The following is a 23,656-nucleotide window of genomic DNA, read 5'->3' on the forward strand; positions in this document are numbered from 1 at the left end:
AAGATGAAAGATTTAAAAGGTAAGAAAGCCATAATTACAGGTGGCAGTAGAGGTTTAGGTAGAGCTACCGCCATAGCACTGGCTAAAGAAGGTGTAGAAATAGCCATTACGGGTAGAAATGAAGAAACCTTGCAACAGACCGTTGCCGAGTTAGAGGCAATCGGCGTTAAAGCGATGTATTCCGTTTTTGATATAAGTAAGTATGAGGAAGTAAAAAATAGTATTAAGGAAATTTTGAATACCCTTGGTGATGTAGATATTTTAATCAACAATGCTGGTATTGCTACTTTGGGATCCTTTAATGATATGGAGGTTGATGTATGGACACAAATGATTGAAACAAATGTGCTGGGCACCTATTTTGTAACCAAAGAAGTGCTACCGTTTTTATTGAAAAAGAATGAAGGAGATATCATAAATGTTGCATCTACTGCAGGATTAAATGGTAATGCAAACGTATCTGCCTATTCCGCATCAAAATTCGCGGTTATTGGTATGTCAGAATCTTTAATGAAAGAAGTTCGTAAAAACAACATTAGGGTGTGTACACTTACACCTAGTACAATCGTAACGGATATGGCTGTAGAAGCTGGTATTGTAGATGAAGAAGACAACGACCAGGTTTTAAAACCAGAAGATTTTGCCGCCCTAATAGTTGCTGGTTTGAAGCTTCCGGGAAGAGCCATGTTGGTCAATGCATCTTTATGGTCTACAAACCCTTAACAACCAAAAAATAATACTTATGAAAGTAAATGCATATGCAGTTTCAGAGCCCAAGGGTAAATTAAAGCCTTACACCTATGAATTAGGTACGTTAGGCTCAGAGGAGGTAGATATAAAAGTGTCCTATTGTGGGGTTTGTCATTCAGATTTAAGTATGATGAACAATGAATGGGGAATGACGCAATATCCCCTTGTTCCTGGACATGAAATTATTGGTGAAGTAGTAGCGGCAGGTAATGCTGTAAAAAATATTAAAGTTGGAGATAAAGTCGGTCTAGGGTGGCTATCTGCCTCCTGCATGAGTTGCCAACAGTGTATGGAAGGTTCACATCATTTATGTAAAAAATCCCAATCTACCATAGTAGGAAGACATGGAGGTTTTGCAGATTATGTTCGTGGTCATTGGTCATGGGCAATTCCTCTTCCCCAAGCAATAGATTTAAGTAAAGCCGGACCTTTGTTATGTGGTGGCATTACCGTATTCAACCCCATTATACTTGCAGATGTGAAACCTACGGATACGGTAGGTGTCATTGGGATAGGAGGTTTGGGACATATGGCTATTAAATTCTTAAAACACTGGGGCTGCGAGGTTATCGCATTTAGTTCAAACCCTGCTAAAAAAGAAGAGATTTTAGCTATGGGTGCCACCAAAGTGATTAACTCCAGAGACCCTAAGGAATTAGAAGCTATTGCAGGAAGTCTAAATTTTATTCTAAACACCACCAATGTAAGTTTAGACTGGAATTCTTACCTAACAACTCTAGCTCCTAAAGGTAGATTGCATACTGTTGGTGCAGTATTAGAACCCATGGCTATTCCAGCATTTGGCTTAATTGGAGGAGAAAAAACAGTAGGAGGGAGCCCTATAGGAAGTCCGGCTCTAACCAAAACAATGTTAGAGTTTTGTGTACGACATACTATCTACCCAACGGTAGAGGAGTTTCCTATGGAAAAAGTTAATGAAGCAATAGAACATCTAGAAAAAGGAAATGCACGATTTAGAATCGTCTTAAAAAATTAGACGAAATTAACTTTAGTATATAAATCTAATTAGCGCAAGTGTAAAGGAAAGAATTTAGTAGACTTTATCGGAACATATGTGTCAACCATAATTCATTTTTACGCCTAAATTAAGTTCAAATAAAATATAATAATAGAAGCATGATAAAACCGAGACAAAAAGCACCCGAGTTAGCAATTAAATTAGTGAATGATACCACGTGGGAATTGAGTGATCAATCACCTGAAAATTTTACCATGATATTGTTTTACAGGGGTAAACATTGCCCTGTATGTAAAATGCAGTTAGAAGAACTACAGAAAAAGTTAGATAAGTTTATACAACGTGGCGTTTCTATAATAGCCATTAGTACAGACACTGAAGAAGTTGCCAAAGCCACGTATGACGAATGGGACATTTCAGATATTCCATTAGGTAATGGTTTACCTATAGAAGAAGCCAGAGAATGGGGTTTATTCATTTCTGAAGGTATTAACAACGAGCCTAAACATTTTACCGAACCTGGATTGTTTTTGTTAACTCCAGAACAAACAGTTTATTGGGAATCTGTACAGTCTATGCCATTTGGCAGACCTAGTTTTAACGATGTTTTAGGTGGTATCGACTATATCTTAAAAGCAGATTATCCTGCTAGAGGAGAAGCATAGTTTTCTTTATTAAATAGCTAACAAAACTAAAAAGTTGATGTAAACATGAGTTTCATCAACTTTTTAGTTTATAACAAATAGCGATTTAAAAATATGGGCAGTTTGTTACTGTAAGAAAGTGTTTTAAAACATTTCAGTAATCTGTCGATATGAACCTAAAGGCGTCATATCTGATATTATATCAAATGCAAGCATGCGCCTTTTTACAGGATGATCAAATTGTTCTATAATGTTCCGCGTTATGTAACTTGAGCTTTGGTTACGGCAGAAAAATATAGATAAGAATCTTTCTTTTTTGCGCGGGTTGGTGCGCGGGCAAAGTTGTTACAATCTTCCTTGATTTTTTTCTTTCAAAAATTTTGATCTAAAAGGTAATGGAACACTTATTATATGGTCCGACGGTAGGAGGGGAGTGTAATGTGTGTGAAATGGAATAGCTTCTGTATTCCTCTAAAAATAGAAAAATATTGCCATTCCTTTTCAACGCTGAAATATAAAATATTACTCTGAAAATACCGTTCTAAATTGGATCATTACTGAGATACCATGAAAAAAATAGTTCTATATGTGATAGTTGTTCTTTTAGTAAATAGTTGCGAGAAGGAAGACAGTAAGCCTATTGAGAATACTACTATAAAGTTAACCACTTCGGCAATAATTTCAATTACTGAAAATTCAGCGGTTTCTGGTGGTTCAATAACTTCAAGCGAAGCCATAGACATTACTGACAGCGGTATTTGCTGGTCTACATCTCCAAATCCAACAGTAGCCAATGAAAGTTCAAGTAGCAGTGCAAATAGTGACAGTTTTGCTATATCCATCAGTGGGTTGGAACAGGGTACAACCTATTATGTGAGGTCATTTGTGACTAACGGAAGTACCACAACTTATGGAAACGAATTAAGCTTTACCACCGTAGCGTACCAAGCTGTTGTTTTTGAAGGTGATGTTTACCTCAAATCACAAGAAGAGGTTGATGCTTTCGGAGCAAATATATATACTGAAGTAAATGGGAATCTTACTATTGGTGATGGAACTTCGACATCAACTACAAGTCTAGAGGCTCTGAGCTCTTTGCGTGAAGTAAAGGGAGACCTATGGATATTCGATAATGAAAATTTGACCAGCTTAAATGGTTTACAGACCCTGACAAAAGTAGGAGGATATTTGTCCGTTTATTATAATGCGATTTTAATTAATATAGATGATTTAAGTGGCCTCACAGATGTTGGAGAAAATATAAGTGTTGACCTCAATGACGCTTTGCAAAATGTAAACGGACTTATCAATCTTAATACGGCCAAAGGGCACCTTAACATTTCTCGAAACAGGTCCATTAAGCAGATTGATGGCTTAAGCAACATCAGTGCTGTAGGAAACGATTTACATATATCATTTAATGATGTATTGGCCAACATTAATGGCCTAAGTAATGTTTCTTCTGTTGGTGGATTTCTTGAAATAGAGAACAATGACAAGATATCGAATTTAGATTCTTTGTCTAAAATTTCCGCTATAGGTGGGTATCTAAAGGTTTTTGCAAATGAAACTTTAACCAATATACAGGGTCTTGAGCAGTTAACGACTATCGGAGGATATTGCGAAATTAGCTATAATCCAATGCTGTCTTCTCTCGATGGCTTGAATAATTTGATAGGCATAGGCGATTATCTTAAAATTTACCAGAATGAAGCTCTAAAGAACATTGATGGTCTAATTAAACTAGCAACTATTGGGCAAGATTTAGAAATATCGGGAAATCCGATGTTAACCAATATAGACGGACTCAGTAATTTAACTTTTGTCGAACGACATATCAAGCTGAGAACCAACAAGTCGCTTTTAGATATTGATGGTCTAACTGGATTAACGACAGCTCGTCAGTATTTGCAAATATCTGACAATGAGGCATTAAAGAACATAAATGGTCTACAAAATATTACCGAAATAGGTTGGTGGGTGTCTGTAGATTTTAATGATAATTTAGAGAATATCGATGGTTTAGCAAATGTTATTTCCGTGGGAGGCGATTTGAGAATTGCATGGAACGATTTAATCACTGACATAGATGCCTTAAGCCAAATAACAACAGTCGTTGGACGTTTAAGCATTAGCTCAAACATGTCACTAAAAAGCATTGCGGGTTTGACTAATATAACCTCAATTAGTGGAAGACTTGGTATTAGTGGAAATATACTATTAGAAAATCTATGTCCGATACAAACACTAATACAAAACGGACTGCCAGAAATACCCGAAAATTATACGGTCAATCAAAATGTTTACAATCCAACTGAACAAGATATTCTTGATGGAAATTGTAGTTTGTAAAAGCCCGTTACCGGATATTTCTCGGAAATTACATATAACTATCGTTATTTGAAGTAACGCCAGATTATAGAGCAACTCTGCTCTATAATGTTCCGCGTTATGTAACTTGAGCTTTGGTTACGGCAGAAAAATATAGATAAGAATCTTTCTTTTTTGAGCGGGTTGGTGCGCGGGCAAAGTTGTTACAATCTTCCTTGATTTTTTTCTTTCAAAAATTTTGATCTAAAAGGTAATGGAACACTTATTAACTGACCGACAATAGGAGGGAGGGCAATGTGTGTGGAATGAAAATGTATTTTTAATGACTGTGTATAGTAAATTTATGCTCTTTAACTGGTTGTCTAATTAATATAATATGCAACAATAAATAACATTTTAAATAAAGAAAAGTATTTTTGCTTTATGGAAGACAAGTTACAGTTACTAAGACAACATTTTGAAGAAATCGTTTCTTTAACTGATGAGGAGTGGAATTTTATACAATCGCACTTTGAATTTAAAAGTCTTAAAAAACACCAATTTTTAATACAAGTTGGGCAACCTGTGGACTTTGAATATTGGATTATCAAAGGCTTAGTAAAAGCGTATTCCATAGACTAAAAAGGCAAAGAACACATTCTTCAATTTGCCATGGAAAACTATTGGGTGAGCGACCATTGCGCTTTTCAACATCAAGGACCAGGGACTATTTTTGTAGATTGTCTTGAAGATTCTGAGTTCTTCTGTTTGTCTTTAGAGAATAGGGAAAAAATTTGTTTTGAAGTCCCTGCCGTTGCCAATTTTTTCAGAATTAAATCGAATCACGGTTACATCAATCTGCAACAAAGAATCTTCAAAGCTGTCTTAAGAGTTAGAATGCTTTCTAGAATATAGCGATTGAGCCGTACATTGTTTCCAAAGGTATCTGAAGCCTTGATTTTTTTGTTTCGCCAGCGCTTCATCTCGCTCAAAGCATGCTTTGCCGTATCAAGAAAAAAAGATGAAAATCAATGATTTGGTTGCAGGCTGCGTCTTTGATTGCGACAACTACATCTAATTTTAACAGTCTCTCCGTTCTTACTAAAACCTCTTTTAGATTCTCCTTGTTTAATGGTAATAGTTTCGGATATAGATGTTACTTTTCCATTCTTTGAATATTCCCACCGGAAACAACCTGCTCGTGTTGCTCTAACAATCTTATCGGTCCGGAAAGGTGATTTTATTTCAAGAAAACCACATCTTATTGAATTAAAATTTTCGCTTAGTTCGTGATGGTTTTCGTCCGTTACTTCGTTAGATTCTATGCTATGAACTGCCATAGTGCTAATCAGCGATAGTAGAAGAACTTTAAATACGTTTTTCATAAAAAATTTTTATAAAGTTGAATCGGTAACCTAATCTGTAGCAAATGCTAAGAATATTGAATAAATACAAATAGTGTACCAGATATTTTTGAAACAATAGTCACGGCAGATGCCAACGCTACAGCTTGCTCAAAATTCTAAAGATTCTTAATCTTCAGAATTTATATCGTATTTTACATAATGTTAGAAGTACCTAAAGAAAAACTTCAAACAAAACGAGTGGTTGGCAAGGGCTAAGAAATTATCTCACGAGATTTTTAAATTGATTAAGTATCAATTTAAAATCTGCGAGTTGATGTGGCTGCGTTAATTTTTAGTTGTTGCGGCAAGCTGACGAGAATGCTCTAGAAAAAAATATGCCGTACATTTTATCGAATACGAGAATTTTAAAAGAATCTAAAAGGTTAGTTTTTTTTGGCGCTGGCCAAGCGACAGCAAATTGTGTTTTAAAATACGAGTGAATAATATTTATCCTGAGGATGAATTTTATTAATCTGCGGGTTGATGTGGCTGCCTTAAATAGAATACAGTTGAACGTACCGTAGTTTCGTTTTGTCATAATTGCATTGTTATAATCCACTTGCAAGGCTTATAACGCAACTATGTCAAATAGCGCGGAATGCGCTATACACAAAACTACTACAAATGTACTATAATGTTCTGCGTTATGTAACTTTGCTTTGGTAAAGCAAAGTAATTGGCAATTATTCTCTTTAAATTTTTCTTCTAAAAAGCTTTCTCTGAAAAGGTAATGGAACACTTATTAACTGACCAACGATAGGAGGGAAAGCAATGTGTGTGGAATGGATAATGTTTCTATTATCTGAAGTTAAAGTTAATATTTTCCAAATTATTGCAAATAACCCATATAAGATGTAATTTGTCTAAGAAAAAGCCGTTAATTGCAATAGTAGAAAAACCAACAAAATGTTAATCGAATTTAGTGTAGGCAATTTTAAGTCAATTAAGGAAATTGAGACTTTAAGTATGGTAACATCCAAACTTCAGCCAAAGTTTCCTCATCTTGAAGTGAATAATGTTTTTAAAATTGATGAGGATTTTAAATTATTGAAATCTAAAGCAATTTATGGAGCAAACGCAAGTGGAAAATCAAATTTCCACAAAGCATTAGAAGCATTCAAGGAAATTGTCAGTAGTAATATTGGAGAAAAAAACCCCCTTAGTCCTATTGTGCCTTTTAAACTTAGTACGGAAACAGAAAACGAACCTACATTCTTTCAAATTCAATTTTTAAAAGACAACGCTATTTATAGATATGGTTTTGTTGCTGATAAAACTCAGGTCTTTTCAGAGTGGTTATTTAAAAAAGTTGATAGAGAAGTTTATTTATTTACAAGAGAAGGGGAAGAATCAAAAATTAATAAATCACAATTTTCCGAGGGTGGTATTTTGAAAGATATTCTTAAAAAGTCTACAGAAGTTTTAGTTCAAGACAACTATCTGTTTCTTTCTTTTATTGCAAAGGTGTTAAAAGGTAAAACTTCTTCTAAATTAGTAGATTTTTTAACTACCAAAATTGTAATGGTATCTGGATTGAATAGTTATCACAACAGTAAATCTGCCGAAAAGTTTATTGAAAATGAGGAGAACAAAAATGTATTAGTTGACTTGGTAAAGGCAGCCGATATGGGTATTGATGATATTGGTTATATCGAAGTTGATGATGATGATGATGAGGATAAGAGTGCCAAAAACAAATCCGTTAGAGGTAATGAAAAAGAATCTCGTAAAATAGTTTATGCAGTAAAGAAACACTACGATGCAAACAAAAAGGAAACCGGTGATAGATGGATGGGCTTTGCTTTTGAAGAATCAAAGGGAACTCAAAAAATGTTTGAACTCTCCCCTTATATTATTAGAGCTTTAAAAGAAGGAGGAACTTTATTTATTGATGAATTTGATTCTAGGTTTCATTCACTACTCACGAAAAAAATTGTCGAGCTATTTAATTCAAAATCAAATCTCAAAGGGCAATTGATTTTCATTACTCATGACACCAATCTTTTATCATCAAAAATGCTGAGAAGAGACCAAATTTCGTTTACAACACGGGATAAATATGGTGCAACTCATTTTAGTTCTTTAGCTGAATTTAAGGGAGTTCGTAACTCTTCATCATATGAAAGTGATTATATGCACGGTAAATATGGTGCCATTCCGTTTTTAGATGATTTTGAAGAAATTTTTTTAGAAGAAGAGGAAAATGCCTAAGAAAACCAAAGCAATTAAAAAGACCGATATAAAGGGTGACAAACCTTGGTTAAAAAAAGTTGGATTAACTTCTTACAAAGAAGAAACTAAAGAACCTAACAAAACTTTTTTAATAGTATGTGAAGGTCAAACTGAAGCTTTGTATTTTGAATCATTCCCTACTATATCAGCTGAAGTCAAAACATACGGTATGGGATGTTCTCATACTACACTTGCGGATTGCACTATTGACTTAGCAAAAGATAGTAATTATGATGAAGTTTGGTGCGTTTTCGATATGGATGTAAAGCCAGATGTTGTCGGCCAAGCTGATGACTTCAATTCTGCCATACAAAAGTGTCATGCCAACGGAGTGAATTGTGCATATTCTAATGATTCATTTGAACTATGGCTTTACCTACATTTTCAATTTACTGACCAAAAAAATCATCGTGATTTTTATAACGAGCAGTTGGGAAAAATTTTTGGAATTAACTACAGCAAGGATGGAAAGAAAAGAAAGTTTGTTCTAAAACTATATACTGCTTTGGAAAAAAATGGTAAGGCTAGTCAAATTGATGCTATAAAAAGGTCTAAAAAGCTTGTTGAGCAACATGAAGGAATTAGTCCGCACTTACAAAACCCAATATCGCATGTTTACTTATTAGTTGAAGAATTGAATAAATACCTATCTGATTAAATTTGCAAATCAGTTAAGACGGCCTAAGAGAATTTTGGCAAAACAAGAGGCGAGGGGAGCGGCCATATTCTAGACTTCTAGTTTTATGGTTTTCTGAACAGTACAATTTTTCTAGCAGTTCAAAGCGGTCTTAAGAGTTACAATGCTTTCTAGAATATAGCGATTGAGCCGTACATTGTTTCCAAAATTATCTGTAAGCCTTGATTTTTTTGTTTCTTTTTTTATCAAGAAAAAAAGAAAAGAAACTTTAGGTGGTTTCCAAATAACATATCTTAAGAGGGTCTGCTAACTAATTGCATTATTATAATTAGACTTGGATTGTATTACTAAGGTAATCCAGTCACTATAAAAAGTGATATCCATCAATACATCATATTCTAAATGTTTGATATCCATATTACATGAATTGCTTCCGATTGTAGTAATACCCACAAGTTTAGCTCCTTCGATAGAAAAGTAATAGACACCGTTACCACTGTCCCCATTACACGCAGAAACAACATTTTTTTCTCCTATACATATCATCCCATCTTTTATATATCCTTTTATATTTTTTTCACTTTGACAGTTCAATTTTGAAATCAAGGGAAGTGGTTTCTCCATAAGTCTTTCAGGTCTAAAAAGGCTATTTGTTTTTCCCCATCCAACCATCATGGCAGATTGCTTATTTTCAATCACCTGCTTAAGGAGAGAAGAGGAGATAGGTCTTATCGTTTTAGTCTTAGAACTTATTTCTAAACGTTTCTTTAATTGAATTAGCAAGATATCATGTTGGTATCCACCACTATCATACTTCTCTAATTGTCCATTATATGGGTTAATTCCTTCAAAGGAAAACACATTTAAAATATCAGAATATTTACCGCTAGAATTTAATTTACCATTGCCGGAGTAGACTAGATAATTATCTTTATTAACGTTGTCAAAACAATGAGCTGCTGTCAAAATCCATTCAGAATTGATTATAACTCCACCACAATAGGCTTCCTTCTTTCTTTGTTTGGATACTATCGCTATTTGATATGGAAATTCATTTTCTGATGCTTCCACCCCGCCTCGTATTCCTCTAGTACCTTCCTCTTCTTGCCAATAAGTAACACATGCTCTGAAACAAAATATGAACAGAGTCAGTGCTAAAAGAATGATTAAAGTAGTTCGCCATCTTAATCGTTTAATTATCATCAACTTCTGCTTCTTTAATTTGCTTTTCTAATTCAGCTTTCTTAATCCTCAGTTCTAATAAATCTGTTTCTTCTTTAAGTGATTCAATTTCAGTATCTCCATTAATAAGATCAATAGTTTCTCCAATTGATTTCCCTAGTGATGTTACATCATCTGGGTTGATCGAATTGGTAGATGCATTTATTTCCTTAAACCACCCTAAGTCGGAATAATAGACTAAATTATTGAGTTTGGTCTTAGAGGGAAGCCTACCATGCATTTTACCAACTGCAAAAAATGTAAAACTTCCTATTTCTCCAACATTGTTAGTATAAACCTTCGCTGTATATGAAGCTGGAAATTTATAAGCCAACCCAGTATTCGTTGATTTGGGGGCCAGTTTTAGGTAAAAATCTTTTCCAAAATCATTTATATCTCTTTTAATGGAGATTCTGAAACAATTCTCGCATCTTTCTCCATCATCATTATTATCATAAACAGATTTTGAAGAAATATTTATTATTACATCTTGACTTCCTGCAGGATATTCTAATTTAAAATATTTATCGTAGTCTTGAAATTCTTTATGGTCGAATTGTACATCTAAATCCGCCTTTATTTCAACCTCTCTTTTCTCTAAGGTTCCTATAAAGGAGTTTAAAGTCTTTATAAATGCTTTTTTAGTTTTTTCCTTTTCCTGATTGAGAGACTTAATCATTTCGCCTAGCATATTTACTTTATATTTGAAGACGTTGAGATTATCACCAAATCTATTATTATTTACAAAGTCCTTTTTTAAATTTGCTAGATTTTTCTTGTAACTCTTTAGGTCAACATCAATTGAATTTCTCTGATTCAGTAAAGCCCTTAAACTTTTAATTATTTCAAAATTTTTATCTGAATTAATTGGTAAGGGTTGGATTTCAGTAAGCTTCAATTTGTTAAATAGATTGCCTCCATCTTTTTCTGGATTGTATAGTTTGCCCGCCCCATTTACCTTAAATAGAGATATCACACCGGACAATACTGAAGTAATGATTTTGAATGTTTTATCTTGACTAGTCAATTCTCCACCTTGTATTAGACCATTCTGACCAATTTTTAAACCAACCTTATTTTCTTTGTTCCATTTTTTCTTAAGGTGGATTCTATAAATATGCGAATCATCAGGGACGCCTAAAGTATTCAAAGAGAAGTTTTTTATTTTGATTAGTCTAGTTTCAGAGGAAATCGGACTAGGTATTTCTATTGCAGGAGCGTTGAAAATGTTCGATAATGATATATTCAGTTTTTTGGGTGGGGTATGAATGCTTTCTTCGAATTTAATTTTCTGTTGAAGAATTGTTTTAGGTAATGAATAGATGATGTCATTAGGTAAAATGGTATTTGTAACATCAATACCTTCAACAGAAATTGATTGTGAATATATAAAACTGTAAAATAGTAGTAAGGGAAAAATAATTGTAAGTTTTTTCATGGTAATATGGTTTTAGTAAGCTCTAATTTAGGCAAATACTTTGATTTGAAAAATACCCATTTGTAGGTATCTTCATGAAGAAAAATTATATTACAGTGAAATAATTCAACTGAATAGTTAAAAACATCCGTAAAAAACCAAAAATATTTTCAATTTTTTTTCGTAAAACCAGCTAGATATATAAGCAACTATAAGCTTTTTAGTTACCGAGGAGCTGGACGGCCTAAGAAAATTTTGGAAAAACAATAGGCGAGGGGAGCGGCCATATTCTAGACTTCTAGTTATACAGTTTATTGACTGGTATAAAATTTCAATTGATTGCCAGCTGTCTTAAGAGTTAGTTTGCTTTCTAGAATATAGCGACCGAGCGCCACCGCGCCAGCTGGCTCTTTCGCTAAAAATGTACTTTGGGTACATTTTCTTTACGCTCAGCCCTGTTCCAAAATTATCTGTAAGCCTTGATTTTTTTGTTTCTTTTTTTATCAAGAAAAAAAGATAAAACATTACGGTTACTGGTTACAATGTTGAAAGTCTATTTTACATAATATTAGGAACACCTAAAGAAAAGCTTCAATCAAAGACAAGAGGTAGCAAGTGCTCAGAAATTTTATTTTCGAAATTTTGAGCTGTTGCGGCAAGCTGCCGAGAATCTCCTGAAAAATTTATTGACTAAGATTTTCTCATAAATCGCATATTTCAAAAGAATCTAAAAGTTTTGCTTTTTTTGGCGTTGGCAAGCGGCTGCAAATTGTGTTTAAATTTAACATGCGTTTTTAGCATTTTAGAATTTAAAAAGCAATCGAGCGTTTGCTAGCGGCAATTTTACATAACGACTAATTATAGATACAGACGAAAGGTTTTGTAATACTTCATTTAAATCCATAATCTGCATCCTCATTTTTTTCTCTACACAACCCATATATTCTAAGGGTTATCATCAGAATTATCAATTCAATTAAAAATTGAACTTTTACTTATCATATATTATTCTTCTTTTAAAATCGATATTATTTAAACTCATGGTAAAACTTATTTAAAATCGTAAAAATTAATAATAAATATCGTAATAATCTATATATCAGATTGTTGTGTATTCTTTAGATTTGATTAGTTATATTTGTAACTGATTACTTGTCAAGTATTAAACTATTATTATGGAGATTGGTTATTTGCAAATTATTGAAGATCATGCATATGTTTTGAAATCTTTATTAACTGATAATGGTATGAATGCGGGTACACTCAATAATGCTATATCCAAAGCCAAAGTAAATAAAACCGGTTTTTATGATACCCATAAAAAATTAGGGTCTAAAAAAATATGGATTCGTTATCAAAGTATACCGTTAAAAGTACTGACGAAACTCAAATTACCAACAGAAGAGTCAGAAATTATTGATTTGCTGAAAAATGCAGCACCAGTTCATGGCTCTTGCGATACTGCGTTAGATTTTATTTTCCATCAAATTTGGATCCACCAAAAATATTGGGTAGAGTATATGCCTTTGTACAAAGAATACTTTACGGATATTGAGGTAATCAGCAATTATGCTAGGACACATGCCATAATTCAAGAAATAATAATTTGCATAAGGACTGGAGTAAGAAGCTTAAAGGAAATACATATGGCATTTCAAAAACTACCAAAGGTGTGTTTTAAAGCAAAATCTTACTCCTATTTCTCAAGTAAAATAAAAAAGTTTAATATCTATGGAATTACTGAAAATTTAGTACATGATTTTACAATTAATGGCCGAAAACCATATAGAGTAACCTCAGTTGTGAAATCGCTCATTCAAGCTCATCGATTGAATAGCAAAAGATATAGTAAATCTAAAATATTAATTTTAGTCAATACGCATCTTAAACAACTAGGTCATCATAAAATTTCGCAATCTACTGTAGATAGAATTTGTGATGATATAGAGTTTAGAAATAAAACAGATATACTTAGACTTGGAAAAAAGTATGCTGACGATAATATAACTCCTTACTTACCTAGAAAAACTCCTGATTATGCTGGTGGTCTCTACCAAATAGATTCTTCTCAAATAAATATATATTATAATAACGAAGGAACTCCATCATATTTGACCTTATGTGTCGTTTTAGATGTTTATTCTAGAAAAATTATAGGTAATAGTATTGGTGCTAATGAAAACTTTCAACTAATAAGTAATGCTATGAAAAATGCTTTCGTTAATGGAGGAATAGGACCCGATAACATATTAGTAGACAATCACAAATCTTATCATTCTAAAGATTTTACACTGTTAAAAAATAAGTTGATGGGTATTGGTGTAAATATTAGATATGCTAAAGTTAAAAACGCAAAAGATAAAGCCCATGTAGAAAGATGGTTTGGAACCTTTCAATCAAAATATTTGATTGATATTTATGGTTTCCTAGGAGAAGGAATTAAAACAAAAAGAGAAAATGGCAGAGCTAATAACGAGAAAACAAAAGAGTATAGAAAAACTAAAAACCTTTATGAAAAGGAGATATTAATACAAATTATAAACAATAAAATCACGGAATATAATGAAGCAATTCACTCTATAACACAGGATAGTCCGTATAGAGCATTTAAGAATTCAGCTAAAAATTCTGACAGATATATCAATAAATATGATATTGCTTTGATTTTTGGGCAAACAAAAAAAATTAGAGTTCGAAATTCTAAGATTTTTATAACTCTTTTAGGTTCAAAACACTCCTATACAATATTAGATAGAAAAATATCCAATAAGGTAAACCGAACAGTTGTAAAGGTCCATTATGATGAGTTTGATCCAACCCATGTATTTATGAGTGGTTTAAATGATGAAATGATAGGTGTTGTTTACAGAGATCATAAAGTGAATATAGTTCCGGTCAAAAGTTCGGAAGCAAAAGTTTACCAAAGTCATAGTTTGAGAAATATTAAAAATATAAAACAAAATTTAAAAGATATTTATAAAGAGATAAAAGAGGGGTATGATGAACTAGAAGAGACACCGGTTTTAGGTTTGGATGAAAAAACTAATTTAAAAATTAAAGAGTCTAGTTTAGATAGTATAAGGGATATTGAAAATGAATTATTATCATTAAGAGTTATAAATAAAATCCCTAGTAATTCTGCTTACGATGGGGATTTAAAGACTATATCTGAATCAATTGATGATAAAGTTCCATTTGTACTTAAAAGAGTTAGGTAATGGAAAAATTCAAAAAACAAATATTTGAATTAAGAAACTACTCAGATATTCAAAAAATATGTCAATATGCACATACAAGCTCTAAATTTTTAATAATTGCAGGTGAAACTGGCAGTGGTAAAACTGAAGGTCTAGTGAGTTATAGTCAGAAAAATGGAGAAAACATTAAATATGTTCGATTACGTAAAAGCATGTCCACTAGTCATTTTTTTACAGAAATATCAAATGCGTATAATTACGGAGGATGTACCAGAAGATCTTTTTATCATTTTATGAATTGGATAAAAGCTTATATTGAAGAAAGTAATGAAAAACATCTTTTAATTGTAGATGAGGGTGGTATGTTTAATAATGAACAATTAGGCTTATTTCATGAACTAAGAGATTTAACAGAGAATAATTTGGGAATTATTTTAGCTGGTCCCAAATATTTTGTTGAAAAATTGAAAAACTGGAATAGTTTGCAAAAAAATGGTGTACCAGAATTTTACAGAAGGATTAATAGAATTATACCATTAAATGACTTAACTAAAGAGGAAATAATAGGTGTTTGCAACGCATATGGAGTTAAATCAAAAGATATTAATAATCGGTTTTTGGGTATCAAAAATATTGGTGATTTAACAAATAGTATAGAAAATTATCTTTATTTAAAAGAGAATTCAGCTACTTAACTGATTGATTAATAGACATAATTCGGGGTCAAAGTTAAAAGATAAAATTCTTCCTTCATCATCTCTTTCAACCCAAATTAAATCCTTACGCTGCAGGGAATTAACTATCTTCCAGATGCTAGTATCCATAACGTCATTATTGAAAATATGCTGATAAATTAGTGCTTTACTTTTAAGTTTTATTATTCCGTTTAAAACTCTTAACTCATTCTTATTTAACTGCTTTAGCCTTGTTTCAAGAGGTTTTAAAAGGGTGATACTTTCTTCATAATTTGGGGAGTATAGTTTGCATATATCACAAGTCTCATAGTACCCATTAAGGTATTCAATAAATTCATTTCTATTATAGGCTGTTACTAAAATTGAATTGAAACACAATTTACAATGTGTCAAAGTCATTTTAACGTAAGAATTTGCTTGTACTTCCATAAAAGGAAATTCATTCTCTTCATCAATTGATTTAAGGTCTTCCAGCGAATAGTTGAAGTCAGATATATCAAAAGCCCAATACTGGAATATCTGAACATTAAGTTCTTCTGATATATCTGCTGATACTATAATTCTATATTTAATCTTTTGGTTATCGCGCATCCTATTTAATGACATATATGTCATTATAAATATCCTGAATTCTTTGGACTTTTCAAATTATATGGGAGGTCATTTAAGAAACGAGAAACTACTACAACAGATTTCAACTCAGTTGAAACTTCTTCGTGAGAAAAAAGGACTAACGCAAGAAGATGTTTATAATGACACAGGAGTACATATCTCTCGTATAGAAACAAGTAAGGTCAATATAACAGTTAGTACATTAGATGCTTTATGTAAATATTTCGACATATCCTTATCTAGCTTCTTTATGAATTGCCAAAAATTTTAATTAAAGCCACATATCCGCAAAACAAATAAATTTTCGCGTATACGCTTGTATTCAAAAAAAACTCTTTACAAAATCCGTATTTTGTAAAGAGTATGTATTTTTTAGCTTATATTACATTGGGATTACCAAATATTAGAAAATATCTACCAACGGGCGAAATGTAAAGAGTATGAAAAATGTAACTGCCGATGCACATGAAAGAACCAAAGACTATTTAAGTGACTCTGAAATGAAGTTACTTCTTCAGGCTTCAAAAAAGACCCGATATCCAAAAAGGAATTACCTTTTATTACTTATGATTTATAGACATGGATTAAGAGTAAGTGAAGCTGTAAACTTGAAAAAATCAGATGTCAATATAAAAGAATCAAGAGTTTGGATAAATAGGCTGAAAAATGGTCTTTCAGTTGAGCATCCAATATCAGGAGATGAACTTAGGGCTATAAGACGATATCTAAATTCACGAAAAGATAATCTACCATGGTTGTTTGTAAATGAAAGAGGATTACCATTAACTAGGCAAGCTGTAAATTATATTACAACATCGGTAGGGGAGAAGGCAGATTTACCAAGTGTTCATCCACATACTTTAAGGCATTCTTGCGGTTTTTATTTAGCTAACAAAGGTTACGACTTAAGATTAATACAGGATTACTTAGGGCATCGAGACCCCAAACATACTGCACATTATACTAGAGTAGTTAGTAGTAGATTTGAAAAACTTTGGGGCTAATTATTAAATGATTTTCTTTGAAAGCTCTTTAAACCTACAAAAGGCATTGGCCAACTTTATTTGATGCGGACTTTTGCATTCGGCTTCAAAAATAGATGGATTTGCCACCATAATAATACATGTGCGAGCCCTTGAAACTGCAACATTAAATCGATTTGGGCTAAATAGGAACTCCATTCCACGCGGGGCTTCTTCTAAGCTTGATGTTGCCACTGAATAAATAACTACTGGAGCTTCCTGACCTTGAAATTTATCAACAGTACCAACTTCTAAGTCAGGTAAACTTTTTTTAATAGCCTGTACTTGTGCATTGTAAGGAGTTATTATTTTGATTTCTCTACTGGTAAGTGTAGCTTCCTCTTCCTTTTCATTGATATAAGATACTTTTCCACTTGTGAGGTGTGCTACAATTTCAATTAACTTCTCAACTTCTTCAGAAGATGAGTTAGTATTTCCATCATGCTCAACCTCTTCAAGATACATTCCTGCTCCAGCATACCGTGAGCCCATTATTTGCTGAACATCAAGATGCTTTTTTGATTTTAACTTGCTCTCATAAAATAGTTCAGAAACGAAAGTATTAATTGATGAATGCATACGCCAAGTTTCAGCCAAGAACACTCCTTGTTCATCAGAAATAGTTTTTTCGCCCAGTAATACATTTTCAAGTGCAGATACCTCTGTGCCGTCTGGATGCACACCTTGCTGTGGCTGTTTTAACTGTTGTGGATCTCCTAACAAAACAAGATTGGAACAACTATGTGCAACAGCTAGAGTATCAATCAAAGATAATTGACCTGCTTCATCAACAATAAGGTAATCCACACTGTTTTGATAAGGTGGTTTGCTCCACATAAAGGATGTGCCGGCAATAACGTCAACATTACCAATTGCTTTTTGGATGATACTCTCATCTCTAACTAACGTCCATGGTTTACTTTCCTCAGTATTCGCTTTAATCTTTTGTATCATTTCAATACTTAAACCTTCCTTTTGAGCTGCATCCCATATTTTGTCGAGTAAGTTAAAGATGACTTTATGACTAAGAGCTGTAACACCTATTTTTTTACCATTTTTAATCAATCTAACGACAAGGTGGCTTCCTGTAAAACTTTTACCAGCACCTGGCGGACCTTGAACGGGCAAATAACTCTGGTTTAGCTTAGATGCAAAGTCATACGTTTTCTCAAAAAGATCATCTAAATGCGTTCTATCTTTAATCAAACTTTGAGGACTGTTCATCAGCAACTGTCTAGCTGCACGATAGGTCATATCCTCGTTATCCATTCCATGTTCAACAACCCATTCTGCCAATCTAATAATTGATTCTTCTTTTACACTAGAATTCACGCTTTCCAAGCTGATGACCGACATTGGGTGCGGTAAATTAATTTTAGATGGACCTTTTTTTATTCTGAGTATACCTGCTTCAACGTCAATCTCATGAATAGCACCTATTTTATTATTTTCTTGGTCTTCTAAGGCTTGACCTTGACGCAAATCACATTCCTGGGGCGGAAATTTATATTCATCTACGACGCTTCTTTTTTCAGGTTCTCGATTACCTGTATATTCTAGAAATGAAATAGCTTTACGTTCTTCCAAAATTTGGTCTTCTGGTAGCTCTTTCAAACGGAAAAACTCCCACCAAAAAGACTTTTTTTCTCTACGATACCAATCAAGCATATGGGCTAGTATATATCTAGCCTGTTCAATTCTATTTCGTTCGGTTCTTATTGAAGGTATGCCATCAAGCAAAGAATTCATTATAGGTTCTATACGTTCTTGATGAGCAGTAATGTTATCACTTGCTGTGCCATCTTCATCCTCTGGTCTTGGAATGTTATCACCTTGTTTTATTAGACTAGCACGAATCTCTTCCAACCATTCTTGAAGACGAATTAATGATTGACAATCATCTTGATTATAAAGCTGTACGACATCTTTGGTCTCCTTTGTTAATTTATCAATATTTTTAGTTTGAAGAAGTAGCTCCAATTGGGATTTATGACTTGATAAATGACGTAAATCCATCTTACGTTTATAACCAAAGAACACTTCTAAGTCTTTAATCGAGTACTTTTCCACACTAGCTCGTACTGACTGACGAACAACGGTATAGAGATCAACAAATGTGTGTGATCTTAAAAAGATATCAATCTCAGTTTCGCGCGATGCATACTTACCCATTAATCGTTTAAAAGCAGTGACTTCGTAAGGTGCATAATGATAAATATGAAGTGAAGGGTCTTCTTGTTTCTGTTTGAAAGCAAAGTCAACAAATCGCTCAAAAATCTCTTTTTCTTCTTTTTCATTTTTAGCCCAAAGGGCATGGTATTCTCCTTTGTGTACATAACCGATCATATACTCAAGACCATCCGGTTCAACCATTCTGTCTCCTTCAAAATCGAGGTAAATATCATTTACAGATGGTTTTGGTAATTTGTTGAATCCTTTACCTTCTTCTAAATCTAAGGTTTCGTATATCGGTATATATCCGTTTTGCCTACTTGTATATTGTAACCGTGCCTGTTCCCGAAGTTTATTATAGGTTTCCTTTACTCCTTTTAATGGATTAAAAGGTACAGGTAAATTTAAATTAGCAAGTTTTTCTAGGGTATCAACTTCATGTAGTTTTAATTCTTTTGCTTGGGAAGTTCCTAATCCTGCCACGAAAGTCAAATGATCATCTTTTCTTCTAACCGCATTACAATTCTTCCACCATTTACAAATATCGCAATGGCTTACAGGGTTAGGATAGGTATCCTCTTCTTTCAAAATTGCATCTTCAAGGTTTCTTTTTACTAATCTTATGTATGCAGCATATTCATCATATCGATACTTTTCTTCTTCTTCAGGCTTTATTACCCCCATAAACTCTGGGGTCAGACCTTGTATTGAAGCTACACGTTCAGAATAGAGACCTATTTGCAATATTGTACCAGCTTTAGTTTCATTCGCTAATTTGGTATCCCAAACTTCGTATGACCAATCTCCCAAAACACTTGGTCTATCAACCTTCTTTAAAAAATCAGCCCAGCCGCTCCATTTACCATCTTCTTTTAACCTTGCCTGATAAATTATATCTACACCTTTTTGCATAGCTTCAATTGTTTGCTTCTCAGCATGCGGGTCCTCAATACTAATTTCTGCAACAGATTTTCCTTGAGTCTTAATTTCTTGCAAGTGATTTTTTTCAAACTCAAGCCCTTTTTCTTGTAACATTTGAAGTACACGATTCGTATATATTTCTGGATCTGAAATTTCTCCTCTAACATGCTGTTTATTTAACTGTGTAAGGTGTTTACAACTGCTATGAGAAGATAAATCAGAAGGGCTATAAGTAATTTGGTCGTTCTTATAATTCATAAAAGCAATTTAGATTCTTGAGTATTTTGAAAACATAAGAGTAATTTAAGAGTATCGTTTTAAACAAGATTACGGTTTTCCGTAATTGTATAATTTTATAAATGTATAACTTGAACTTTAAAGTTATATTTAGAGTTTACTTATTAAAACTTTATTGAAGATGTTGCTCTTAGCAATACTTCTTTATTTGTATACAATGAATTAAAGATTAATTAAAAATATCATCACTTTTAGTAACACTATTTATTTATGGAACTCAAATATGTTTGGATAAAAAAATATAAAAATCTAGAAAATATAGATTTCAATTTTCAACATCCAAGCGATGATTTTTTTGAGTATAATGATGGTTTTTTAAATATTAAAGAAAATAAACTCCAATCTAAAAAAGACTTTTTTGGCAGAAATATAAAGGGGCTAACAACGATTGTAGGTAAAAATGGTTCAGGAAAAACCAATCTAAGTGAGTTTTTAACATACAATTTAGCTCATGTTGGTAGAGGGTTATCGACCTTCATGAAAGGAGAGGGTATTATTGTTCTCAAAGACAAGATATTTGTTCAAGAGGATATCAATATAGAAAATACAGCTACCTTAAACAAAGAGGGCTATGATATTATCAAATATAAAAATGCTCCTTTAGATAAAAGTTCTGGAGTGGACTGGCATCTTATGGAGAAGAATAAATTTATCTATTACTGTCCTATCAATAGCTATCGACTTGGATATAGCGGACGTGGATTAGACAACATGATTAACATTTCATCTAGTTATTTAATTAGATATGATGTCTATGATACTCTTAAATCGGTACTAAATAATGAAACTTATTCATGGCAAAAAAAGGATTCAACCGATTCATTAAGGGCTCATTTCAGAAACGAAAAATTAAGGGAATCTGACCTTATTTTAAATTATGAACCAATAAAGGAATTAATTAAGGTTCCTAAACTTATACGCATTTCTGTAGACCATCATACCGAGAACAACTTACTTAATGGTAGACATTCTAGAAGGGAAGATAAAAAGACACTACAAATAGGGAATCATTATCAGGAGCTATCTCAAATGAATGTAGGATTCGAATATTATTCCCTAGAGAGGTTAAAATTAGATGTTGAAACTAGAACAGGTTACGAAAAATATGATATAAAAGCTGATGATAGAAAAAATGCTTTTAAATGGAATTTTTTAATTCAATTTTTTAAAGGCCTTCTCTTTTTTGGTAATAAAACTTTTCCAGATGGCTTTTTATTCAATTTCATTTTTGACCATGAATATGATTTAGAGGACAAGGCTTTATTGTCAGATTTGGAAAAATTGAAAGCGCAAATTAAAGAGCTTGTCGATTTAAATAAATGGGAAGATGTTAAAGCTGAAATAATTGAACAAAGTCTGTCTCCTGACAATGAAAGGGAACTCCAAATTTATAGTTTATACAGTAATTTTGAAATTGACATTGAACAAAAGCATGCCAAAGAACTTCTAATTAATCTAATCTCAACCGTTAAAAAGTTTTTAAATAACCAGCTAAATTTTCATTACGAGTTTTTTCATCAATTGAGTGCTGGTGAACAAAATTTATTGAACTTCTATTCACGATTTTATTATGCTAAAAATCAAGTGCTAGAAATAGAAAAAGATTATCCAAAAAATGAAGCTGAAAGAATAGTCATTTTTATTGATGAGGGAGAAGTTGGGTATCATCCGGAATGGCAACGGTTATATTTTAATCAAGTAATTAACTATTTATCTGAACTTTTTGAAAATAGAGAAATTCAATTAATACTTACTACACATAGTCCTTTTGTCCTTTCAGATATCCCTAAAGAAAATGTGATTTTTTTAGATAAGGATACGGAAGGAAACGCATTAAAAAAAAATTTTGAAATGGAAAAAACCTTCGGAGCAAACATCTACACCTTACTTTCCGATTCTTTTTTCATGAAAAATGGCACTATTGGTGAATTTGCCAAAGAAAAAATTGAAAGGGTGATAAATAAATTGGACAATGTTGAAGTAAGATTGTCTGATGAAGATTTAATCGAAATCAATTATGTAATAGATACCCTAGGTGAACCTTTAATTAAAATGCAATTAGAATCTATGCGAGAACAAAGATTAAACCTTTCCGAAGTATCCTTGATGAGAAAAAGAATTGAAGACTTAGAAAATCAAATAAATAGCCAGAATGATAAAAATCAAAACCAATAAAACTAAAGCAAATGATTTTGCTAAATCGTTTTTGAAGCCTGGTGCTAAATTTGCACTTACAACCAAAATCGATAATTGGCTAGCTGCAAATCCCGGACATAGAGGCAGAGGCATGTTTAACTATATCAAAAACAATATTGAGCATATACTAAAAGCAGAGCCAAAGGAACTTGAAAAAATAATTCAAGAATTCTTAAAAAAAGGATATCAAAAAAAAATTCTTACTAAAAAAGGAAAGCTTAACAAACTTGGTAAAGAAATCGAAATTATATTTAACTATAAAGGATTTCGAGAAAGTAAAAGAGCGATTTTACTAGCTCAATCACTAAAAATTAAATCATGTACTTATTGTAATTCGCAATACTCACTTACTGTTGAGCATAATGGTAAAACTAAGTTATTATTTCATTTAGATCATTTTTTTCCAAAAAGCACTTATCCTTACTTAAGTTTATCCTATTACAATCTAATTCCATGTTGCGCCAGTTGCAATATGAGTAAATCCAATAAACCTTATCAGATAAAAGAAAATATTCATCCTTATATTGACAGTTTAGATGAGATAGCAAAATACGAAGCTACCTATAAAAGTTTAGCGTTATTTCTTTTAGATATAAATAAAAATGAGAACGACATTGAATTACAGCTTAATGTTAGGAAGAAATTTTTAGGTGATTTAAAAACTGAAAACAAATTAAATAATTACAAAAACGAATTTAAGGTAGAGACACAATATCAACAATTTAAAGATGTTGTTGGTGAAACTTATCTTAAGGGATTGTATTATAATAATTACAGAAAAAAAGAACTCACAGACTTCTTCAAAAAAAAGAAAGGTATTTCATTAACCCAAGAAATGATTCATCGTTTTATTGTAGGTAATTATACAGAAAATAAAGACTTACTTAAAAGACCATTAGCTAAGATGATGAAAGATATAAGCGAAGATTTTAAATTGATTTAAAAGAA

The 23,656-nt window shown here is 32.5% G+C and carries 18 protein-coding genes; 13 read left to right on the forward strand and 5 right to left on the reverse strand.

Features of this window, described 5'->3' with window-relative positions:
* The first annotated feature begins 3 nt into the window (after nt 1–3).
* The 5 genes from IWB64_RS16335 (at nt 4) to IWB64_RS20465 (ending at nt 5,325) form a co-directional block, all read left to right on the forward strand.
* Nucleotides 4–723: a 3-ketoacyl-ACP reductase gene (locus tag IWB64_RS16335; protein WP_194535022.1), complete on the forward strand. Its 720-nt coding sequence runs from the start codon at nt 4–6 to the stop codon at nt 721–723.
* A 19-nt stretch (nt 724–742) separates the two neighbouring features.
* Entirely contained in the window at nt 743–1,747 is a 1,005-nt protein-coding gene (gene ahr / locus IWB64_RS16340; RefSeq protein WP_194535023.1) for an NADPH-dependent aldehyde reductase Ahr, read from the forward strand.
* Between the two features lie 140 nt (nt 1,748–1,887).
* Nucleotides 1,888–2,394: a peroxiredoxin-like family protein gene (locus tag IWB64_RS16345; protein ID WP_194535024.1), complete on the forward strand. Its 507-nt coding sequence runs from the start codon at nt 1,888–1,890 to the stop codon at nt 2,392–2,394.
* A 546-nt stretch (nt 2,395–2,940) separates the two neighbouring features.
* Nucleotides 2,941–4,725 carry a hypothetical protein gene (locus IWB64_RS16350; RefSeq protein ID WP_194535025.1) on the forward strand — a complete coding sequence of 595 codons (1,785 nt, stop codon included), beginning with the start codon at nt 2,941–2,943 and terminating at the stop codon, nt 4,723–4,725.
* A 402-nt stretch (nt 4,726–5,127) separates the two neighbouring features.
* Nucleotides 5,128–5,325 carry a cyclic nucleotide-binding domain-containing protein gene (locus IWB64_RS20465; protein WP_226975918.1) on the forward strand — a complete coding sequence of 66 codons (198 nt, stop codon included), beginning with the start codon at nt 5,128–5,130 and terminating at the stop codon, nt 5,323–5,325.
* A 386-nt stretch (nt 5,326–5,711) separates the two neighbouring features.
* On the opposite strand, the gene IWB64_RS16360 is transcribed toward IWB64_RS20465, so the two are convergent.
* Nucleotides 5,712–6,068 (reverse strand): hypothetical protein, encoded by a 357-nt coding sequence (locus tag IWB64_RS16360; RefSeq protein ID WP_194535026.1) that lies wholly within the window; start codon nt 6,066–6,068, stop codon nt 5,712–5,714.
* 927 nt (nt 6,069–6,995) lie between these two features.
* On the opposite strand from IWB64_RS16360, the gene IWB64_RS16365 reads away from it, so the two are divergent.
* Nucleotides 6,996–8,300 (forward strand): AAA family ATPase, encoded by a 1,305-nt coding sequence (locus IWB64_RS16365; RefSeq protein ID WP_194535027.1) that lies wholly within the window; start codon nt 6,996–6,998, stop codon nt 8,298–8,300.
* On the forward strand, nt 8,293–8,979 hold the full coding sequence (locus IWB64_RS16370; protein ID WP_194535028.1) for an RloB family protein: 687 nt from the start codon (nt 8,293–8,295) through the stop codon (nt 8,977–8,979). Before IWB64_RS16365 ends, IWB64_RS16370 begins: the two co-directional genes overlap by 8 nt.
* A 285-nt stretch (nt 8,980–9,264) precedes the next feature.
* On the opposite strand, the gene IWB64_RS16375 is transcribed toward IWB64_RS16370, so the two are convergent.
* Both IWB64_RS16375 and IWB64_RS16380 read right to left on the reverse strand, forming a co-directional pair.
* Nucleotides 9,265–10,161 carry a S1 family serine peptidase gene (locus tag IWB64_RS16375; RefSeq protein ID WP_194535029.1) on the reverse strand — a complete coding sequence of 299 codons (897 nt, stop codon included), beginning with the start codon at nt 10,159–10,161 and terminating at the stop codon, nt 9,265–9,267.
* Nucleotides 10,151–11,617 carry a hypothetical protein gene (locus IWB64_RS16380; RefSeq protein ID WP_194535030.1) on the reverse strand — a complete coding sequence of 489 codons (1,467 nt, stop codon included), beginning with the start codon at nt 11,615–11,617 and terminating at the stop codon, nt 10,151–10,153. The genes IWB64_RS16375 and IWB64_RS16380 overlap by 11 nt, the downstream gene beginning before the upstream one ends.
* Nucleotides 11,618–12,771: 1,154 nt before the next feature.
* Here IWB64_RS16380 and IWB64_RS16385 point away from each other — a divergent pair.
* Nucleotides 12,772–14,814, forward strand: a complete 2,043-nt coding sequence (locus tag IWB64_RS16385; protein WP_194535031.1) for a DDE-type integrase/transposase/recombinase — start codon at nt 12,772–12,774, stop codon at nt 14,812–14,814.
* The gene (locus tag IWB64_RS16390; protein WP_194535032.1) at nt 14,814–15,488 is read left to right on the forward strand and encodes an ATP-binding protein; all 675 of its coding nucleotides are present in this window, start codon (nt 14,814–14,816) and stop codon (nt 15,486–15,488) included. Before IWB64_RS16385 ends, IWB64_RS16390 begins: the two co-directional genes overlap by 1 nt.
* Here the strand turns inward: IWB64_RS16390 and IWB64_RS16395 are convergent.
* A complete protein-coding gene (locus IWB64_RS16395; protein WP_194535033.1) occupies nt 15,477–16,079 on the reverse strand; it encodes a hypothetical protein in 603 nt (200 codons plus the stop codon). The genes IWB64_RS16390 and IWB64_RS16395 overlap by 12 nt on opposite strands.
* A gap of 61 nt (nt 16,080–16,140) precedes the next feature.
* Here IWB64_RS16395 and IWB64_RS20620 point away from each other — a divergent pair, with 61 nt between their 5' ends.
* Together IWB64_RS20620 and IWB64_RS16405 are read left to right on the forward strand one after the other, a co-directional pair.
* A complete protein-coding gene (locus IWB64_RS20620; protein WP_194535923.1) occupies nt 16,141–16,371 on the forward strand; it encodes a helix-turn-helix domain-containing protein in 231 nt (76 codons plus the stop codon).
* 169 nt (nt 16,372–16,540) lie between these two features.
* Entirely contained in the window at nt 16,541–17,104 is a 564-nt protein-coding gene (locus tag IWB64_RS16405) for a tyrosine-type recombinase/integrase (RefSeq protein WP_194535034.1), read from the forward strand.
* Nucleotides 17,105–17,107: 3 nt separating this feature from the next.
* Here IWB64_RS16405 and IWB64_RS16410 read toward each other — a convergent pair whose 3' ends face one another.
* On the reverse strand, nt 17,108–20,473 hold the full coding sequence (locus IWB64_RS16410; protein WP_194535035.1) for a TM0106 family RecB-like putative nuclease: 3,366 nt from the start codon (nt 20,471–20,473) through the stop codon (nt 17,108–17,110).
* Between the two features lie 249 nt (nt 20,474–20,722).
* Between IWB64_RS16410 and IWB64_RS16415 the strand changes: the two genes are divergently transcribed.
* Nucleotides 20,723–22,687: an AAA family ATPase gene (locus tag IWB64_RS16415; RefSeq protein ID WP_194535037.1), complete on the forward strand. Its 1,965-nt coding sequence runs from the start codon at nt 20,723–20,725 to the stop codon at nt 22,685–22,687.
* Nucleotides 22,665–23,651, forward strand: a complete 987-nt coding sequence (locus tag IWB64_RS16420; RefSeq protein WP_194535038.1) for an HNH endonuclease — start codon at nt 22,665–22,667, stop codon at nt 23,649–23,651. The genes IWB64_RS16415 and IWB64_RS16420 overlap by 23 nt, the downstream gene beginning before the upstream one ends.
* The last annotated feature ends 5 nt before the right edge of the window (nt 23,652–23,656 follow it).

Origin of the sequence: Zobellia nedashkovskayae, assembly GCF_015330125.1 — a bacterium.
Lineage (GTDB): Bacteria > Bacteroidota > Bacteroidia > Flavobacteriales > Flavobacteriaceae > Zobellia > Zobellia nedashkovskayae.

Bases quoted from the DNA above. Each gene is read 5' to 3' on its own strand.
- IWB64_RS16335 (WP_194535022.1), top strand. From the start codon at position 4: ATGAAAGATTTAAAAGGTAAGAAAGCCATAATTACAGGTGGCAGTAGA.
- ahr (WP_194535023.1), top strand. From the start codon at position 743: ATGAAAGTAAATGCATATGCAGTTTCAGAGCCCAAGGGTAAATTAAAG.
- IWB64_RS16345 (WP_194535024.1), top strand. From the start codon at position 1,888: ATGATAAAACCGAGACAAAAAGCACCCGAGTTAGCAATTAAATTAGTG.
- IWB64_RS16350 (WP_194535025.1), top strand. From the start codon at position 2,941: ATGAAAAAAATAGTTCTATATGTGATAGTTGTTCTTTTAGTAAATAGT.
- IWB64_RS20465 (WP_226975918.1), top strand. From the start codon at position 5,128: ATGGAAGACAAGTTACAGTTACTAAGACAACATTTTGAAGAAATCGTT.
- IWB64_RS16360 (WP_194535026.1), bottom strand. From the start codon at position 6,068: ATGAAAAACGTATTTAAAGTTCTTCTACTATCGCTGATTAGCACTATG.
- IWB64_RS16365 (WP_194535027.1), top strand. From the start codon at position 6,996: ATGTTAATCGAATTTAGTGTAGGCAATTTTAAGTCAATTAAGGAAATT.
- IWB64_RS16370 (WP_194535028.1), top strand. From the start codon at position 8,293: ATGCCTAAGAAAACCAAAGCAATTAAAAAGACCGATATAAAGGGTGAC.
- IWB64_RS16375 (WP_194535029.1), bottom strand. From the start codon at position 10,161: ATGATAATTAAACGATTAAGATGGCGAACTACTTTAATCATTCTTTTA.
- IWB64_RS16380 (WP_194535030.1), bottom strand. From the start codon at position 11,617: ATGAAAAAACTTACAATTATTTTTCCCTTACTACTATTTTACAGTTTT.
- IWB64_RS16385 (WP_194535031.1), top strand. From the start codon at position 12,772: ATGGAGATTGGTTATTTGCAAATTATTGAAGATCATGCATATGTTTTG.
- IWB64_RS16390 (WP_194535032.1), top strand. From the start codon at position 14,814: ATGGAAAAATTCAAAAAACAAATATTTGAATTAAGAAACTACTCAGAT.
- IWB64_RS16395 (WP_194535033.1), bottom strand. From the start codon at position 16,079: ATGCGCGATAACCAAAAGATTAAATATAGAATTATAGTATCAGCAGAT.
- IWB64_RS20620 (WP_194535923.1), top strand. From the start codon at position 16,141: ATGGGAGGTCATTTAAGAAACGAGAAACTACTACAACAGATTTCAACT.
- IWB64_RS16405 (WP_194535034.1), top strand. From the start codon at position 16,541: ATGAAAAATGTAACTGCCGATGCACATGAAAGAACCAAAGACTATTTA.
- IWB64_RS16410 (WP_194535035.1), bottom strand. From the start codon at position 20,473: ATGAATTATAAGAACGACCAAATTACTTATAGCCCTTCTGATTTATCT.
- IWB64_RS16415 (WP_194535037.1), top strand. From the start codon at position 20,723: ATGGAACTCAAATATGTTTGGATAAAAAAATATAAAAATCTAGAAAAT.
- IWB64_RS16420 (WP_194535038.1), top strand. From the start codon at position 22,665: ATGATAAAAATCAAAACCAATAAAACTAAAGCAAATGATTTTGCTAAA.